The 18,266-nt window shown below is 42.4% G+C and carries 15 protein-coding genes; 1 reads left to right on the top strand and 14 read right to left on the bottom strand.

Features of this window, described 5'->3' with window-relative positions:
* From rsmB to gmk, 7 genes are all read right to left on the bottom strand, one after another.
* Positions 1–1,341, bottom strand: a complete 1,341-nt coding sequence (rsmB, locus tag CSV73_RS00525) for a 16S rRNA (cytosine(967)-C(5))-methyltransferase RsmB (protein ID WP_085133198.1) — start codon at positions 1,339–1,341, stop codon at positions 1–3.
* Entirely contained in the window at positions 1,338–2,276 is a 939-nt protein-coding gene (gene fmt / locus CSV73_RS00520) for a methionyl-tRNA formyltransferase (RefSeq protein WP_099626347.1), read from the bottom strand. The genes rsmB and fmt overlap by 4 nt, the downstream gene beginning before the upstream one ends.
* The gene (gene def / locus CSV73_RS00515) at positions 2,273–2,764 is read right to left on the bottom strand and encodes a peptide deformylase (protein WP_099626346.1); all 492 of its coding nucleotides are present in this window, start codon (positions 2,762–2,764) and stop codon (positions 2,273–2,275) included. The genes fmt and def overlap by 4 nt, the downstream gene beginning before the upstream one ends.
* A gap of 29 nt (positions 2,765–2,793) precedes the next feature.
* A complete protein-coding gene (priA, locus tag CSV73_RS00510) occupies positions 2,794–5,202 on the bottom strand; it encodes a primosomal protein N' (protein ID WP_099626345.1) in 2,409 nt (802 codons plus the stop codon).
* The gene (gene coaBC / locus CSV73_RS00505; RefSeq protein WP_099626344.1) at positions 5,192–6,412 is read right to left on the bottom strand and encodes a bifunctional phosphopantothenoylcysteine decarboxylase/phosphopantothenate--cysteine ligase CoaBC; all 1,221 of its coding nucleotides are present in this window, start codon (positions 6,410–6,412) and stop codon (positions 5,192–5,194) included. Before coaBC ends, priA begins: the two co-directional genes overlap by 11 nt.
* A gap of 77 nt (positions 6,413–6,489) precedes the next feature.
* Positions 6,490–6,714 carry a DNA-directed RNA polymerase subunit omega gene (gene rpoZ / locus CSV73_RS00500; protein ID WP_085133193.1) on the bottom strand — a complete coding sequence of 75 codons (225 nt, stop codon included), beginning with the start codon at positions 6,712–6,714 and terminating at the stop codon, positions 6,490–6,492.
* A gap of 3 nt (positions 6,715–6,717) precedes the next feature.
* Positions 6,718–7,335, bottom strand: coding sequence for a guanylate kinase (gene gmk, locus CSV73_RS00495; protein ID WP_085133192.1), 618 nt, complete (start codon positions 7,333–7,335; stop codon positions 6,718–6,720).
* Positions 7,336–7,666: 331 nt separating this feature from the next.
* Between gmk and CSV73_RS00490 the strand changes: the two genes are divergently transcribed.
* Positions 7,667–9,352, top strand: a complete 1,686-nt coding sequence (locus CSV73_RS00490) for an Rqc2 family fibronectin-binding protein (RefSeq protein ID WP_099626343.1) — start codon at positions 7,667–7,669, stop codon at positions 9,350–9,352.
* Between the two features lie 323 nt (positions 9,353–9,675).
* Here CSV73_RS00490 and pyrE read toward each other — a convergent pair whose 3' ends face one another.
* From pyrE to CSV73_RS00455, 7 genes are read right to left on the bottom strand one after another with little or no spacing between them, the layout of a single operon-like run.
* The gene (pyrE, locus tag CSV73_RS00485; protein ID WP_099626342.1) at positions 9,676–10,305 is read right to left on the bottom strand and encodes an orotate phosphoribosyltransferase; all 630 of its coding nucleotides are present in this window, start codon (positions 10,303–10,305) and stop codon (positions 9,676–9,678) included.
* A complete protein-coding gene (pyrF, locus tag CSV73_RS00480) occupies positions 10,302–11,015 on the bottom strand; it encodes an orotidine-5'-phosphate decarboxylase (RefSeq protein ID WP_085133189.1) in 714 nt (237 codons plus the stop codon). Before pyrF ends, pyrE begins: the two co-directional genes overlap by 4 nt.
* Positions 11,012–11,926, bottom strand: coding sequence for a dihydroorotate dehydrogenase (locus CSV73_RS00475; RefSeq protein ID WP_099626341.1), 915 nt, complete (start codon positions 11,924–11,926; stop codon positions 11,012–11,014). The genes pyrF and CSV73_RS00475 overlap by 4 nt, the downstream gene beginning before the upstream one ends.
* Positions 11,923–12,702, bottom strand: coding sequence for a dihydroorotate dehydrogenase electron transfer subunit (locus tag CSV73_RS00470; protein ID WP_085133187.1), 780 nt, complete (start codon positions 12,700–12,702; stop codon positions 11,923–11,925). The genes CSV73_RS00475 and CSV73_RS00470 overlap by 4 nt, the downstream gene beginning before the upstream one ends.
* Positions 12,699–15,896, bottom strand: a complete 3,198-nt coding sequence (carB, locus tag CSV73_RS00465; protein WP_099626340.1) for a carbamoyl-phosphate synthase large subunit — start codon at positions 15,894–15,896, stop codon at positions 12,699–12,701. Before carB ends, CSV73_RS00470 begins: the two co-directional genes overlap by 4 nt.
* Positions 15,889–16,989, bottom strand: a complete 1,101-nt coding sequence (locus CSV73_RS00460) for a carbamoyl phosphate synthase small subunit (protein ID WP_099626339.1) — start codon at positions 16,987–16,989, stop codon at positions 15,889–15,891. Before CSV73_RS00460 ends, carB begins: the two co-directional genes overlap by 8 nt.
* On the bottom strand, positions 16,989–18,266 hold the full coding sequence (locus tag CSV73_RS00455; RefSeq protein WP_099626338.1) for a dihydroorotase: 1,278 nt from the start codon (positions 18,264–18,266) through the stop codon (positions 16,989–16,991). The genes CSV73_RS00460 and CSV73_RS00455 overlap by 1 nt, the downstream gene beginning before the upstream one ends.

Genomic DNA, 18,266 nt, shown 5'->3' with positions numbered 1-18,266 from the left:
TTAGTTGATTCTTTGTAACGTCGCTACAAAGAAACCGTCACTTTGATGGTCGTGCGGTAATATTTGCAAATAGCGGTACTCATGGTCGCCTTCAAGAATATGGAGTGGAACGAGTGCGAAGTCTGGCTGCTTTTTCAAGAACCATTCCACTATCTCTTCGTTTTCGGATTTATCAATCGTGCATGTACTGTAAACTAAGAGACCGTCTTTTTTCACCAACTGACAGGCAACTTCGAGTAGTTCTTTTTGAATGACTGTTAGATTTTCAATATCTTGTATCGTTTTCTTATATTTAATTTCAGGTTTTCTACGAATAACCCCTAACCCACTACACGGGGCATCTACTAGTACTCGGTCAAAAGATTGAGGTTCATATGTTTTTAATAACTCTCTACTATCTCCGCTATTTGTATGAATGGAAGTCAAACCGAGACGCTCTGCATTTTGGTCAATTAAACGTAATTTATGGGGGTGCAGATCATGTGCTTGAATTTCTCCTTCATCTTTCATACGTTCTGCAATATGTGTAGTTTTACCACCAGGAGCGGCACACATATCCAATACTCGCATACCTGGTTCCACTTGTAATGCGATAGCTGGAAGCATTGAACTCTCGTCTTGAATTGTCAGCAAGCCTTGTTTAAACACTTCTGTAGAAGCGAGGTTACCTGACTCTACTTGGATACTGCTATCAGAAAGAGTACCCGCTATTGCAGTAATTCCTTCTTTTTTCAGTAAGCCGATTACTTCGCCTATATTAGTTTTTGTTTTATTGATACGTGCAGTTGTGATCGGCGGCTGATTATTGACAACTGCCGCAGCGGTTGCTTGTTCCATGCCGTATTGCTCAATCCATCTTCGAATCAACCATTCAGGGTGACTTGTCTCAATAGACAAACGAGCGACAGGGTCTTCAATTTCATCTAAAGAAGGTACGCCTTCACGCAAAATTGAGCGCAGTATTCCATTGACCATCGATGAAACACCTTTATGTCCACGCTTATTGGCAATTTTTACTGCTTCATTGACAACGGCATGCTCAGGAATTTTAGATAGGTAAATGATTTGGTAAACGGATAGACGAAGTAGCTGTCGTACCCACGGTTGTAGTTTCCCTCTAACAAATGGTGCTAAATAATAATCCAGTGTCATTTGTTGTTGTAATGTACCGTAAGTTAATTCCGTCAATAATGCTCGGTCTTTTGGTTGAAGGTCATAGATTTCAATCGTTTTATGAAGCAATAAATTACTATACGCTTGCTCTTCTTCAATTTGCATCAACATGGATAATGCCGCATCACGTACATTGCCACGCCAAATTTTCTTTTTATAATTTGTCATTCAAACTTGTCTCCCACTTGCCATTTTGATCCGATTCCATTTAAGAATACGGTAGCTGTCATTCGTTTTTTTCCGGCTGGTTGTAAATCGGTAATTGCCAATGCACCTTCACCTGTCTGTACAATAATACGGTCCTTTTCTAGACCGATGATGTCTCCAGGTGACGCATTGGATGGTTGTTCTTCCATCTGAGTCCACCAAATTTTCACTTGATCACTAGCAAACTTTGTATAGGCAACTGGCCAAGGGTGTAACCCTCGTACTTGGTTATAGATCGACCTAGCTGAACTCGTCCAGTCAATTCGTTCCTGTTCTCTCGATATGTTTCTTGCAAACGTCACTTGTGTCTCATCCTGAACTGTTCGCTCATTCGTGCCATCAATGATAGAAGGTAATGTTTCTTTTAGTAATGTAGTTCCTGCTACAGATAGTTTTGTAAACATCGTCCCCGTATCGTCTGTTTCTTCAATTGGAGTGGTGACTTGTGAAATGATATCACCCGCATCCAGTTTCTCCGCCATGTACATGATCGTGACACCCGTTTCTTTCTTACCATCCATAACCGCCTGATGAATCGGTGCGCCGCCACGGTAGTTAGGTAATAAAGAAGCATGGACATTTATACAACCGAGTTTCGGTGCCTCGAGTAGTTCATTCGGAAGCAATTGACCAAATGCAGCTGTTACTATTAACTCCGGTTTTAGTTCGAGGATTTCTTCCAACTCTACAGAGCCTTTAAGCTTCTCAGGCTGAATGACGGGTAGACCTAAACGCATTGCTTCTTCCTTTACGGGAGGTGGTGTCAAAACACGCTTACGGCCAACGGGACGATCCGGTTGTGTTACGACAGCTAGGATTTCATATCCCTCATTATATAGCATCGTCAAAACACCTACAGAAAATTCAGGTGTTCCCATGAAAATGAGTTTTGTCATTCGTCATCCTCCTCTTCGTCTTCGAATTCAGATGGATCAACGACACGTTGAATCTTTTTATCGAATAGAACACCGTTCAAATGATCGATCTCGTGTAAGATGGCACGTGCTTCATAGCCTTCTGCTTCTAATTCATATAGCTTACCATTACGTTCTTGTGCTTCAATCCTTACATGGAAAGGACGCTCTACTTCTCCAAACAATCCAGGGAAACTTAAACATCCTTCAACTTCTACTTCAGATCCTCCAGTTGCCGTGACGACAGGATTGATCATTTCAATGATATCTTGTCCTTCATCGAAGTCTACAATCGCCACACGAATCGATTTACCGATTTGTGGTGCGGCTATGCCCACGCCGTCATGTTCCATCATCGTTTCATGCATATTATCAAGTAAGACACCCAATTCATCGTCAAATATAGTTACTTCCTTACATGGAGTCGTAAGAATAGATGATGGGTGCTTGATGATTTTCAATATAGTCAAAATAATTTCCTCATTTCTTCGAAGAAAGGTTAAAAGATCGATGTTGGTTCACGGTTAATCGACATGACCAAGCCGTCTTTTGCCCAACTCGTTTTGTAGTGTTTTAAAAGTTGTTGCAGAACCGGTATAAGTGCGGGTTCATGTTTGTATTTTATCAAACTTTGGTATCGATATCTATTGTTGAGGCGACTGATGGCAGCTGCTGTTGGTCCTATGATAACTGTACCTTGTGATAGTCGCTCCGCCATAAATTCAGTGCCTTTATGTGCATAGTCAGCTGCTTTTAATACATCTTCGTGACTAAACTGTACAACCGTCACGTAATAGTATGGTGGATAACCAAGTTGTCTTCTTCTACCCATTTCCATTTCATAAAAAGGGACATAATCCTGTGTTTTTGATAATTCAATCGCGTAGTGCTCCGGATCATATGTCTGAATGACCACTTCACCAGGCAATTGATCTCGCCCCGCTCTACCACTCACTTGTGTCAATAATTGGAATGTTTTCTCGGCGGCGCGGAAGTCGGCCAAATGAAGAGATGTATCGGCTGCCAATACCCCTACTAAAGTTATACGCGGAAAATCCAGCCCTTTGGCTATCATTTGTGTTCCAAGTAAAATGTCTGCTTTTCCTTCGCCAAAATCGTATAGCAAACGTTCATGAGCGCCTTTTGTATTCGTCGTATCGATATCCATCCGGATTACGCGGGCTTCAGGTACTAATTTATATAGTTCTTCTTGTGCTTTTTGTGTTCCAGTTCCGAAGAACCGAATATGCTCGCTTGTACATTCCGGACATTCGGAAGGTACTCGTTCTTCATGACCACAATAATGGCATTTCAAACTCTCGCTTGCTCGATGATATGTCAATGAAATATCGCAATTTGGACATTCGACAACTGTTCCGCAATCACGACAAAGAACGAAACTTGAAAATCCACGTTTATTAAGCAGCAGGACAATTTGTTCTTTTCGTGCCAATCGTTCGCGAATCCCTTCAGCCAGCGCTACAGAAAACATCGAACGGTTTCCTACTTTAAGTTCTTCTCGCATATCCACCACTTCCACACTTGGCAAAGCTTGATTCTTTGCCCGTTTGGATAGTGTTAATAATGAATACACTCCTTTAGAAGCCCGAGCATAAGACTCGAGTGACGGTGTCGCACTCCCTAAAATAACAGGACATTGATAGTATTCGGCACGCCAGATTGCAACATCCCGTGCATGGTACCTTGGTGATTCTTCTTGTTTATAGGTAGATTCATGTTCTTCATCGAGAATCAGTAATCCTAAATTTGTGAAGGGAGCAAATACGGCTGAACGTGCACCAATTGCAACTTTCACTTCACCCCGATGGATCCGGCGCCATTCATCATATTTTTCGCCTGCGGATAAACCGCTATGCAAAACGGCAACTAATTCTCCAAACCGTCCTTTAAATCTGGCCGTCATTTGAGGTGTCAATGCGATCTCAGGTACTAGCACTATCGCTTCTTTCCCTTGTTTCAACACATGATCGATAGCCTGTAAATAAACTTCCGTCTTCCCACTCCCTGTAATACCATGAAGTAAAAAAGTTTCCTGGATGTTGTTGTCACTCGACTGTTCAATAGCGGAAAGAGCGATTTGCTGTTCGTCTGTTAGATGCACCGGTTTTCCGCTATCTTGCATTTGGGGTGTTGCTAATTCACGGTACACTTCCACTTGCGATTGTTCGACTATCGCTTTATCTACAAGTGACTTCAAAACAGAAGCGGTAACGCCAGATTCATTGAGGATCTGACTCGCTTCTATTGATTCTGTCGGATGCAACAATAGCCAACGGAGTAGTTCTTGTTGTTTTTTTGCATTTGGATGTACTTCTTCCAAAGCCATTTCAAGTTGTTTCGCATCCGGCACGTGAATCATTCGAACTTTTTTCATTTTAGTTTTCTGCTGGATCGCCGTATCAATTTCGACAATCCCTAGCTCATTATATTTCTTTACTTCATTTAATAAATTCGCATCTTGAAGTGCTTTTAATGTGACGTGCTGGCGGTTCCCCAAAAATGCGCGGAATGAGTCATCAAGCTCTTCCGGTTTGATCACTGTCATGATCTTTTCATATTTGGCGCGCATAGCTGCAGGCAACATGACTTGCAGTGCATCGATTTCATAGGCAATCGTTTCCGTTGCCATCCACTTCGACAAGGCTAATAATTCTGCAGACAGCACCGGCTCTAAATCTATAATTTCTGCGAGCGGTTTAATTTTATTACGATCTAATTCGCTCTCTTCTTTGATACCTGTCACATAGCCCGCTACTTTTCGTGGACCAAAAGGAACCTTTACCCGTAATCCTGGCTCCATTACATGTTCCCAATCGATAGGAACTGCATAATCAAATGGCCGGTCAATTGGATAGGCTGCTACATCTACAATGACTTCAGCGATCATGCAACTTACTACTTTCATGCTGAAGTATGGTTTCAAATAATCGCTTTGCTAGTTGCACTTTTGGCATTGCAGAAAAAGGAATAGTTTCTCCTTCTCTAGATAGCAATGTCACGACATTTGTTTCACTACCAAAACCGCCACCAGGATCCGTGACATCGTTGACGATAATATAATCTAGATTTTTAGATTCTAATTTCTTTTGTCCGTAGGCAATCGCATCCGTCGTTTCAGCTGCAAAGCCAATCAGTAATTGATTTTCTTTGCGCTTTCCAAGTGTTTTTAAGATATCGGTCGTCCGTTCCAATTCAAGTACATCATCGCCATCTTTTTTCTTCATTTTTTGGTCATGTATGTTTTTCGGCCGATAGTCTGCAACAGCTGCCGATTTTACTACAATGGATGCATCATCATACTGACTGATTACAGCATCGAACATTTCAGCGGCACTTTCTACATTTATCACATGGACTCCAGATGGAACGGATAGCTCAACTGGTCCTGAAATTAGTACGGTATGAGCACCCAGCTGCTGTGCTGCTTCTGCCATTGCGTAGCCCATTTTGCCACTTGAAAAATTAGATACATAGCGGACAGGATCTATACGTTCACGAGTCGGTCCAGCTGTAATGACAACTTTCTTACCACGTAAAGGTTGATAGGATACTTCATTAAAATACTCGCTAATTAACTCGGTAATTTTTTCAGGTTCTTCCAAACGCCCCTTACCTACATAACCGCAAGCTAAAAACCCCTCTGACGGTTCGATAAATTGATAGCCATCCATATGTAATTGTTCAATATTACGCATAACAGCAGGATGGGCATACATATGTACATTCATTGCAGGTGCAATCCAAACGTCTGCTTGAGTTGCAAGTAAAATAGTCGTCACCATATTATCTGCAATTCCATGGGCAAGCTTACCGATCACATTAGCCGTAGCAGGCGCAACGACCACTAAATCTGCCCAGTCCGCTAAATCGATATGCGCAATAACGCGAGAATCTTTTTCATCAAATGTATCAAAATATACATCATTGCGTGACATGACTTGAAAGGATAATGGCTGTACAAATTCTTTCGCGGAATCCGTCATCACGACTTTTACATTCGCGCCGGCCTGACTTAATTTGCTGACGAGTGCAACAGCTTTATAAACCGCAATACCACCTGTTACGCAGAGTAAAATGTTTTTATTTTCTATCTTCATGGAACTCTCGTCCTTTCTAAAAATAATAAACTCCCTGAGAACGGTTGAATTCCAAGGGAGTTGTTTTTTATATCAAATCAAACTTCGTCTTCATAAATAATGGATTCGTCTGCCGCTACGTTGATCAAGACGCCCGCTGCTACTTCCTCGAGAGCCCTACCAACACTTTTTACTGACCGGTATGAATGAAGCGTTTCGTCATGTTTTTCTTGTAGTTCACGCGCACGCTTAGCTGCCAGTGTAACCAGTGTGTATTTAGAATCAACTTTTCCTTTTAGTGAATCAACTGATGGATATAACATAGTTTATTCTCCCTCCAACATTTGTAAGTATCTCTTTTCCACACGTTCTCTTCTGCAATGCTCTGCCGTAACAATCGCATTGATCCGATCACATGCTTTGGAGACCTCGTCGTTCTCTACTACATAGTCGTACAGATGCATCATTTCAAGTTCTTCTCTCGCTTTTAATACACGGTCTGCAATGATGTCAGATGCTTCCGTACCTCTCCCGATCAAACGAGTTTCCAGGTCACTTAAACTTGGAGGCGCTAAGAAAATAAACAGGCCGTTTGGTACTTTCTCACGCACTTGAGCCGCACCGACTACTTCAATTTCCAGGAATACATCACGACCCGCGTCGAGTGTTGCGTTGACGTAGTCGAGTGGTGTTCCGTAGTAGTTCCCTACATATTCTGCATATTCGAGAAGTTTTCCTTCTCCGATCATTTCTTCAAATACTTCTTTTGAACGGAAGAAGTAGTCAACGCCGTCAACTTCACCTTCACGCGGGTTTCTTGTCGTCATGGATATGGAGTATTCGTAGTTGGTGTCCGGACTTGAAAATAGTTCTTTTCGTACAGTTCCTTTTCCGACGCCGGATGGACCAGAAAGGACGATTAGGAGTCCTCGGTGTTTGTACATATAATCCCTCTTTGTTATGTATTCATTAGCACGTCATACTTGTTACGCACCGTTGATTTACGCTTCAGGCGGACGCTTTCCAGGGAAGCCGCTTCCCTCACTTCGTTCAGTCCAGGGTCTCAAGACGCATGCTGTTCCCTTAGGAGTCGCCACCTTACGCTTCAATCAACTAGTAACGCTTCCTAACATTTAACTTTAACAAGAAAGTCCAGAAGATACTAGAATTTTATAGTTAAACTGAAAAGGTCCATGTGTGCAATCTGTTCATATTATACCATAATCATACGATGAGTGCTAAAATGGAACAAAACGAAATGAAAGAGGAATCCGTATGGCATTTGATGGTTTATTTACAAAAGCAATAGTAAGCGAACTGCAGCAACTGAAGACTGGTCGGATTTCGAAGATTCATCAGCCGAATTCACAGGAAATCATTTTTCAAATCCGCGCCACTAATAGAAATCATAAATTATTAGTATCACTACATCCTTCATTTTCACGATTACAGTTGACTGATGAAGTGTTAACGAATCCTTCTGAGCCACCGTTGTTTTGTATGGTATTACGCAAACAACTTGAGGGCGGGATGATTACATCGATTGAACAGCATGAGAATGACCGGATTGTAAATATTCACGTTCAGGCTCGAAACGAGCTGGGTGACCAGATTGAACGGAAATTAGTCATTGAGATCATGGGACGACATAGTAATTTGATTTTACTCGACGCTTCACGCGATATGATTATTGACAGCATGAAACATTTACCGCCTTCTGTTAACAGTTACCGTACTGTTTTACCTGGACAACCTTATATTCCAGCACCTCCACAAAATAAATTAGATCCGTTTGAAGTAACCGAGGCAGAATTCAATACACAGGTAGGTGCACTGCAGGAACCGAAAGATGTAGTAAAACATTTCGCAGGCTTTTCACCATTAACAGCCGCGGAATTATTATATCGTTTAGATGATAATAACCAATCATTTACTGTGTGGCGATCGTTTCTTGAGAGCTTCAGCTCGGGTGCCATGAAACCAACTGTCATAGAAAATGATAGAAAAACTTTGTTTTCCGCAATTGAATTAACTCATGCACAAGGCATAACACAATCGTTCCCTACTTTAGGGGATTTGCTCGACAAAGTCTATTTTGCCAGAGCAGAACGGGAACGTGTAAAATCTCAGGCTATTGATCTAGAACGTTGGTTGTCTAATGAGATTGCTAAATTGGAAAACAAAACAAAGAAACTACAAAAAGAACAAGAAACAGCGCAAGACTTGGATACATTGAAATTATATGGTGAATTATTGACCGCCAACAGCTACATGCTGCATAAAGGCGATAAAGAAGTGACTGTAGAAAACTATTACGAACAAGGCACAACCGTCACAATTCCACTCGACCCAAGAAAGTCACCAATTGATAACGCACAACGCTATTTCTCACGTTACGCAAAAGCAAAAACTGCACTTATTCGGATTGCAGAACAGCTTGAAAAAACGAAAGACGATATCGAATACTTCGAAATGGTCAGACAGCAAGTATACCAAGCTTCTCCAATCGACATAGAAGAAATACGTCAAGAATTAGTAGAACTTGGATTCATGCGTGCTCGTAGAAGTAAAAAGAAAGTAAAACTGAAAAAGCCACAACCGGAAGCCTTCGTATCTTCCACAGGTATCCCGATCTCAGTAGGGAAAAATAACAAACAGAATGACTACCTGACATTCAAACTGGCGGCTCGGGATCACGTATGGCTACACACAAAAGATATACCAGGCTCACACGTCGTCATTCACGACATCGACCCAGACGCCCAAACAATCGAAGAAGCAGCCGGGCTATCCGCATACTTCAGCAAAGCACGTGAATCTTCTTCCGTGCCAGTCGATTACACACAAATCCGCCACGTCAAAAAGCCTTCAGGCGCAAAACCAGGCTTCGTTATCTACTTTGAACAGAAAACCGTGTTCGTTACACCTGACGAGGATTTAGTACGTAAATTACGGAAATAATGCACTGTATGGCTATATGTTTTGAACATCTTAAGACAGAAGTGAATTCCTATTATTATAGGTTTCTGTTCTGACTTTTTTTCTTTAAAAATGCATCATCGTTCCACATTAAAAAACGACACCAGTTGATCGTAAGTGGAAGGCGGCGACTCCCGCGGGAATAGCATGAGTTTGAGACCCTGGACTGAACGAAGTGAGGGAAGCGGCTCAAGCCATGCCCGCAGGAAAGCGTCCGCCTGGAACGTCGATCAACGTTGCCCACCCACTCACCACTCTTTCTTCTAGAAAGCAAAACGGCTCCCATTATGGGAACCGTTTTTTCATTACAGCGTACCAAGCTTCAACTTCGTATGCCATTCCATTAATTCATTCATTGACTCTTCCTTAACCGCGCCTTCTTCCTTCGCAACTTCAGCAAGCGCCACAAAGTTTGTCAAGCTATGGTAAGTTAGTTTCGCCTCCGCAAACTTCTCGTCAGCTTTTTGCAACTCATATGTAAAGATCGAGACGATTCCGCAAACTTCCACGTCCTCTGCAATCAATGCATTCGCTGCATTTAAGCTGCTTCCGCCTGTTGAAATTAAATCTTCAATAATAACGGCCTTCGCATTCGGCTCGATCTTGCCCTCGATTTGACGACTCTTACCATGTGCTTTAGCAGTAGATCGAATATAGACCATCGGCAACTTCAGAATATCTGCAACCCATGCTGCGTGCGGGATACCCGCTGTCGCAGTTCCTGCAATTACTGTAGTTTCAGGATAATGAACGCGGATTAATGCCGCAAGCCCTTCGGCAATTTCTTTGCGCCCTACCGGATCTGCCATTGTTAAGCGGTTATCACAATAGATAGGCGACTCGATTCCCGAAGCCCATGTGAACGGCTCTTCCGGATTAATTGCTACTGCTCCTACATTTAACAGGATGTGTGCAACTTCTTTTTCTCTAGTCATGATGTAATTCCCTCCCACAATGTCTTTACATGTTTGTATGCTTCAAGCGGATTATCGGCTCCTGTAATGGCACGGCCTACTACGATATGTGTAGAGCCTTCCTGCCTTGCTTTTGCCGGGGTTGCCACTCGCTTCTGGTCATGGACATCACCTTGTGCCAAGCGAATACCAGGAGTTACTTTGAAGAAATCCTTGCCGCATACTTCTTCAATAATTTTGGCTTCCTGTACCGAACAAACTACACCGTCCAAATGCGCAAATGAAGTCAGTTTTGCGTAATGCTCCACTGATTCACGAAGCGGTACACTAATTAATTGTTCTTCCTTCACTTGACGGTCATCCGTTGATGTCAGTTGAGTTACTGCGATTAATGCAGGTCGCTGAACGCCCATAGCAGTTCCAGCCTCAAGTCCTTCACGTGCTGCTTCCATCATCGTCTTCCCACCAGCCGCATGTACGTTGACCATGTCCACTTCAAGTGAAGCCAAGACTTTCATTGCCGATTTTACTGTATTCGGAATATCGTGCAATTTCAAGTCTAAAAAGATGGAATAGCCTTCTTCCTTCAATCGTGCAATCATAGCGGGTCCTTCTTTATAGTACAATTCCATTCCTACTTTGACATTGACCGAGTGATCAAATGCTTGTAGGAAATCGAATGTCTTTTCAGCTGAATCAAAATCTAAAGCGATAATTGGGGAGTGGTTCATACACGATGGCTCCTTCCAACCAATTCTGAAATATGATCGATTCCTAGTTCATCCAATTTTGCAGGTAGTTGCTCGATTATTGTTGGACAAACAAATGGGTCAACGAAGTTCGCTGTACCCACTGCTACTGCACTTGCGCCGGCAGACAAAAAGTCCACAACATCTTGGACACATGTAACGCCACCCATTCCAATGATCGGAATATTAACCACTTGGCTTACTTCATAGACCATGCGAATCGCAACTGGCTTAATAGCAGGTCCAGACAAGCCGCCTGTTTTATTCGCAATCACTGGCTTACCTGTCTTTTCATCCAGACGCATGCCGACCAATGTATTAATCATCGTAATTCCATCTGCTCCACCTGCTTCTACAGCCAATGCCATCGCTTTAATATCCGTGACATTCGGTGACAGTTTCACATAAACAGGTACAGAAGAAACAGCTTTTACAGCCGCTGTCAGTTCTTTTGCTATTTCGGGATCCGTTCCAAATAAGATTCCGCCACATTTTACGTTTGGACAGGAGATATTTAATTCAAGCGCATGAACGTTTGAAGCTTTTGAAATTTGTTTCGCCACTTCAACGTAATCTGCCGTTTCGGATCCGGCAACGTTCGCAATAATTGGAACATCAAATTTTTCTAACCACGGTAATTCATTAGTCAGCACGCCTTGTAGCCCAGGGTTTTGAAGTCCGATAGCATTTAACATACCCGAAGACGTTTCAGCTACACGTGGTGTCGGGTTACCATAACGCATTTCTTCTGTAGTCGCTTTAATCATGATTGCTCCAAGTTGGGACAAATCGTACAGATTACCGTACTCCTTACCAAAACCGAAACAGCCAGATGCAGGCATAATCGGATTTTTCAATTCAAGTCCTGGCAATGTAATCGCTAATCTATTCATATTTGCACCACCCCTGCTGGAAATACTGGTCCATCCGAACATACTTTGACATATGCCTGATCTGTCGCATTTTCATTCGTATGACAAACACAAGCAAAACAAGCCCCGATACCGCAGCCCATACGTTGTTCAAAAGATAAGAACCCTTTTTTATGCACATATGCTTTTTGCACAGCATCAAGCATCGGCATAGGTCCACAACTGTAAAACGTTTCAAAGTCATGGGATATCTCACTCATGACGTTCGTAACAAAACCTTGTGTACCGTTACTACCATCTACTGTTGCTATATGTGTTTCACCTAAAGCAGCAAATTTTTCTTCATAGAAAACTACTGGATCCGATTCGAAACCCAGTATATGAATACAGTTAACTCCTTTTGCAGTCAGCTGTTTCGACAACTCATACAGTGGAGGCACGCCGATCCCGCCGCCAATCAATACGGCTGTTTGACCCGCAGTAGTTTCTTCAACTGGGAAGCCATTTCCTAGTGGTCCTAGTACATTAACTGTATCTCCCTCACGTTTTTCAGATAAGAGCGATGTACCTCGACCTTCTGCGCGATAGATGATGGTCATTTCATTTTTCTCAGGATTAATTTCAGCAATTGAAATTGGACGTCGCAATAACGGTTCGAATGAATCCGATACTCGGATATGGACAAACTGGCCCGGAGAAGTAATTTCTCCGACCAGCTTGCCTGTTAATTTCATCTCAAAAATATTTTTCGCAATTTCTTGTTGCGATTCGACGGTCATCAAATCTTGGATGATCATTGAATCACCTGCGGCTGTGGCATTGCATCTGTCTGGAATGTCATGGACTCGATGACGGATAACATAGCCGCAGCTGTATCAATCGAAGTTAAACAAGGAACACCGTTCTCCACTGTTTCTCGACGAATTCTAAAGCCATCACGTGCTGGTTGTTTTCCTTTAGTCAATGTGTTGATAACTAATTGTGCTTGTCCTTTTTGAATAACATCGATCAATGTCGGACCTTCTGTACCAATTTTACCTACTGTTTTCACTTCGATATTTTCTGCTTCGAGTACTTTAGCAGTACCTTCAGTTGCCACAATACGATATCCAGTTTCAATGAAACGTTTCGCGATGTCTACAATTTCTTCTTTATCCTTATCAGAAACTGTCATTAACACCGTACCGTATTCTTTTACTTCCATTCCAGCCGCTACTAAGCCTTTATACAATGCTTTTTCCAATGTTACATCTTTCCCCATTACTTCACCTGTTGATTTCATTTCAGGTCCAAGTGTAATATCTACACGACGAAGTTTAGCGAAAGAGAACACCGGTACTTTGACATAGACACCTGCTGGTGCTTCTGCAAGTCCGTCGGTATAGCCTTGTTCTGAGATAGATTTACCCAAGATAGCTTGAGTTGCGACATTCGCCATTGGAATATTCGTGATTTTACTTAAAAATGGTACTGTACGGCTAGAACGTGGGTTCACTTCGATTACATAAACCTGTCCTTCTGAAATAACGAACTGGATATTCATTAACCCACGGATGTTGAGCCCAAGAGCCAAGCGTTTCGTATAGTCTGCGATCGTTTCAATCATGGATTGTGAAAGGTTTTGTGGAGGATAGACTGCAATCGAGTCACCCGAGTGAACACCTGCACGCTCGATATGCTCCATGATTCCAGGAATCAATACTGTTTCTCCATCGCAAATGGCGTCGACTTCGATTTCTGTTCCTGTTAAGTAACGGTCGATCAATACCGGATGTTCAGGACTAGCTTTTACCGCATTCTCCATGTATTGAAGTAATTCCTCTTCATAGTAGACGATTTCCATTGCACGTCCACCTAATACATATGACGGGCGAACTAGGACGGGATAGCCGATTTCTGTTGCGATAACGACAGCTTCGGGAACTGATAAAGCAGTCTTTCCAAGTGGCTGTGGTACACCGATTTCATGCAATGCGCTCTCAAATTTATCACGATTTTCTGCACGATCGATATCTTCAAGTGATGTACCAAGAATTTTCACTCCGCGTGCTTCCAATTCATCCGCCAGATTGATCGCTGTTTGACCACCGAACTGTACGATGACACCTTCTGGTTGCTCAAGATCTACGATATGCATGACATCTTCAATTGTTAGCGGTTCGAAGTACAACTTATCAGAGATCGAGAAGTCGGTCGAAACTGTTTCAGGATTGTTATTGACGATAATCGCTTCATATCCTGATTGTTGTATAGCCCATACACAATGTACTGTCGCATAATCGAACTCTACACCTTGTCCGATGCGGATTGGGCCTGAACCTAAGACGATCACGCTCTTCTTATCAGTTCTTACAGATTCATTTTCATCTTCGTACGTACCATAAAAGTACGGTGTATCCGATTCATATTCTCCAGCGCATGTATCCACTTTCTTATATACCGGAACTAAACCTTGTTGTTGTCTCCAGTCGTAGACATCACGTTCTGTTGTCTTCCATAACTTCGCAATCGTCACATCGGGGAAGCCAAGACGTTTTGCTTTATAACCAATGGCTGTATCGTATGGATTCTCTTTCAATATCTCTTCATAACGAACGATGTTTTCGAATTTACGCAAGAAGAATAAATCGATTGCGCTCCATTCATGTATGGTTTCGATTGTCACGCCGCGCCGTAATGCTTCTCCGATGAAGAATAGACGCTCATCGCCTGCTTTGCGGATTCGTTGTTCGATCCATTCATCAGACATTTCATTACCACCTGGAAGAGATAAATCGAATTGACCTGTTTCCAATGAACGAACAGCTTTCATGATGGACTCTTCAAATGTACGGCCCATCGCCATTACTTCACCTGTCGCTTTCATCTGTGTACCCAAGTTACGCTTCGCCGATTCAAACTTATCGAAAGGCCAACGTGGAATTTTCGTTACTACATAGTCTAGTGTCGGCTCAAAGCAGGCATACGTATTACCTGTTACTGGATTCATCATTTCATCCAGCGTCAAACCGACAGCAATTTTCGCGGCAAGCTTCGCAATTGGATAACCTGTTGCTTTGGAAGCTAATGCAGATGAACGACTGACACGCGGGTTCACTTCAATAATGTAATAATCAAAGCTATGTGGATCGAGTGCTAGTTGTACGTTACAGCCACCTTCGATTTTCAACTCGCGAATGATGTTCAATGAAACGTTACGAAGCATCTGGTTTTCACGGTCTGTCAACGTTTGACATGGTGCTGTTACGATAGAGTCACCTGTATGGATACCGACAGCATCGACGTTCTCCATATTACACACTACAATTGCATTATCTGCCGAGTCACGCATTACTTCGTATTCGATTTCTTTGAAGCCAGCGATGGATTTCTCTAGAAGACACTGTGTAACTGGGCTATATTTCAAACCACTTGCTACGATTTCTTCTAAATCTTCATCGTTATGACAAATTCCTCCACCTGTACCACCTAGCGTGAATGCAGGACGGACGATAACTGGATAACCAATTTCATTGACGAATGCATAGGCTTCATCAATATTATGGATGATTTCACTGTCTGGAACAGGTTCACCCATTTCATTCATTAATGTACGGAACAAATCGCGGTCTTCCGCTTTATGAATCGCATCAAGCTTTGTACCCAAAATCTCAATACCTAATTCGTCAAGGATCCCTGATTCATGTAATTCAATAGCCATGTTTAAACCAGTTTGTCCGCCTAATGTAGCGAGTAGTGCATCCGGGCGTTCTTTACGGATAATGCGGCTAACGAATTCAAGTGTGATGGGCTCGATGTACACTTTATCTGCCATTTCTGTGTCAGTCATAATAGTTGCAGGGTTCGAGTTGATAAGAATCACTCGGTATCCTTCTTCTTTAAGGGATAAACACGCTTGTGTACCTGCATAGTCAAATTCTGCTGCTTGTCCAATTACAATTGGACCTGAACCAATCACGAGGATGGATTTTATATCAGTACGTTTAGGCATTAGTATTCTCCTTTCGGTTGCTTGCAGTCATCAATTGAATGAAACGTTCGAATATATAGCTAGAATCTTGTGGTCCTGGCGATGCTTCCGGGTGGAACTGGACAGTGAATGCTTCAAACTTCTCACTTCGAAGCCCTTCAATACAATTATCATTCAATGCAATATGTGTCACTTCAAGACCTGTTCCTGCCAAAGAGTCTTCAAGCACTTCATATCCATGACTTTGTGAGGTTAGATCGGTACGATTCGTATTTACGTCTTTTACAGGATAGTTGCCGCCAATATGACTGTTTTTCATTTTCGCTGTTTTAGCACCGCATGCTAGTGCAAATAATTGGTGTCCAAGTCCGATACCGAAGATCGGCTTCTTGCCTAATAATTCTTTGATAGTTTCGACTGCCCCTTCTACATCCTCAGGATTTCCAGGTCCATTTGATAATAGAATACCATCTGGGAACAATGCTAATATTTCTTTTGCCGATATATCATATGGCACAACGATGACATCGCAATCTTTTTTATTTAATTCACGTAAAATGCCATGTTTAATACCATAGTCAATAACGACGACACGCTTACCTAAGCCTGGGCTTGGATATGGACGTTTAGTAGATACTTTCGCCACTAAATCTTTTGGCAGTTCGAATTGTTGAAGTTCTGCAACAGTTGAATCCGTATCGATCTCTTCTCCAGCAGCTGTCAATTTTCCGCGTAGAGCCCCTTTATCACGTAACAGACGCGTTAGTTTGCGAGTATCGATCTCCTGGATGCCTGGAATTCCTTTTAATACGAGCAAATCTCCTAGTGACATGCCGCTACGGAAATTTGAAGGCTCTTCTGTTAGTTCTCTAACGACTAACCCGTTGATAGCTAAGTCGATAGATTCATAATCATCTCGGTTAATTCCGTAGTTACCAATCAATGGATAAGTCATTACGATAATTTGCCCACAACCTGAAGGACTTGAAATTGTCTCCTGATAGCCTGTCATACCTGTTGCAAATACAGTTTCTCCTATTGAGGCATTTTCTGCTCCGAATGCTTTCCCTTCAAAAATGGAACCGTCTTCCAGTACTAAGTATCTTTTTGTCATCATTGACCATCCTTCCATACGATGTTCCCACCGAAAATTGTCATTACAGGCCATCCAACGCATTCTACTCCGTCAAATGGTGTATTCTTACCTTTTGAAACAAATGTCGTACGGTCGATTTTTTGTTGCTTTTCTAGATCAAGTAATACTAGATCCGCTTCAGCACCTACTTCAAGCTTACCGTATGGCAAGTTGAACACTTCCGCAGGCTTTACTGTCATCCAATTAAGAAGTTGTTTGAGTGTCCAATGACCTGGCTTGACGAAATTTGTATATAGTAAAGGAAATGCTGTTTCAAATCCTGTGATGCCAAATGGTGCTTTGGCAATACCTACTGCTTTTTCATCTGCTGTATGCGGTGCGTGATCAGTTGCGATACAATCCAATGTTCCATCCATCAGGCCTTCACGTAATGCATTGCGATCTTCGATGGCGCGTAGTGGAGGATTCATCTTCCAGTCCGCATCGTCTCCAGGTACATCATCTTCTGTCAACAACAAATGGTGAGGGCTGACTTCTCCTGTTACATGAATTCCAGCTTTTTTTGCATCACGGATTACGCGAACTGATTCTTTCGTGCTCACATGACAAACGTGGTAATGGGCGCCTGCCGCTTCCGCAAGTAAAATATCACGTGCAATATGTACCGATTCTGCAATGGAAGGAATTCCTGGCAAGCCCAGTTCTTTATTACGTTTTCCTTCGTGCATTGCGCCACCATAGATTAATGTATTGTCTTCGCAGTGCGCAACAATAGCCATGTCGATCTTCGCTGCATCTTGCATTGCTTCGTACATCATGCCCGCTTCTTGTACACCTACTCCGTCGTCCGTGAACGCGAATGCCCCGTGTTCTTTTAGTTCAGCGAGATTCGTACGTTCTTTTCCTGCTTCTCTGATCGTGATGGACGCATAAGGGAGCACACGAATTTTAGCATTGTCTTTAATCAATGTATTGATTTTTTCAAGATTTTCTTTTGTATCTGGTACTGGACGTGTATTCGGCATTGGACAAATCGTAGTATATCCGCCTTTTGCTGCTGAATGAGTACCTGTTTCAATTGTTTCTTTATGTTCACCGCCCGGCTCACGCAAATGTACGTGTACATCGATGAATCCCGGTGATACAAGTAATCCTTTACCTTCAATCACTTGATATCCGTCTGTCGCTAGCTGATTACCAATTTCCGCAATTTTACCTTCTACGATTTTAATATCTGTTTCGACGATTTGGCCTTCTTCATTTACCATTTGCACTTGTTGAATTAACGTGTTCAT

The organism is Sporosarcina sp. P1, assembly GCF_002743155.1.
GTDB lineage: Bacteria > Bacillota > Bacilli > Bacillales_A > Planococcaceae > Sporosarcina > Sporosarcina ureae_B.
This window is presented reverse-complemented; position numbering and strand designations above follow the sequence as displayed.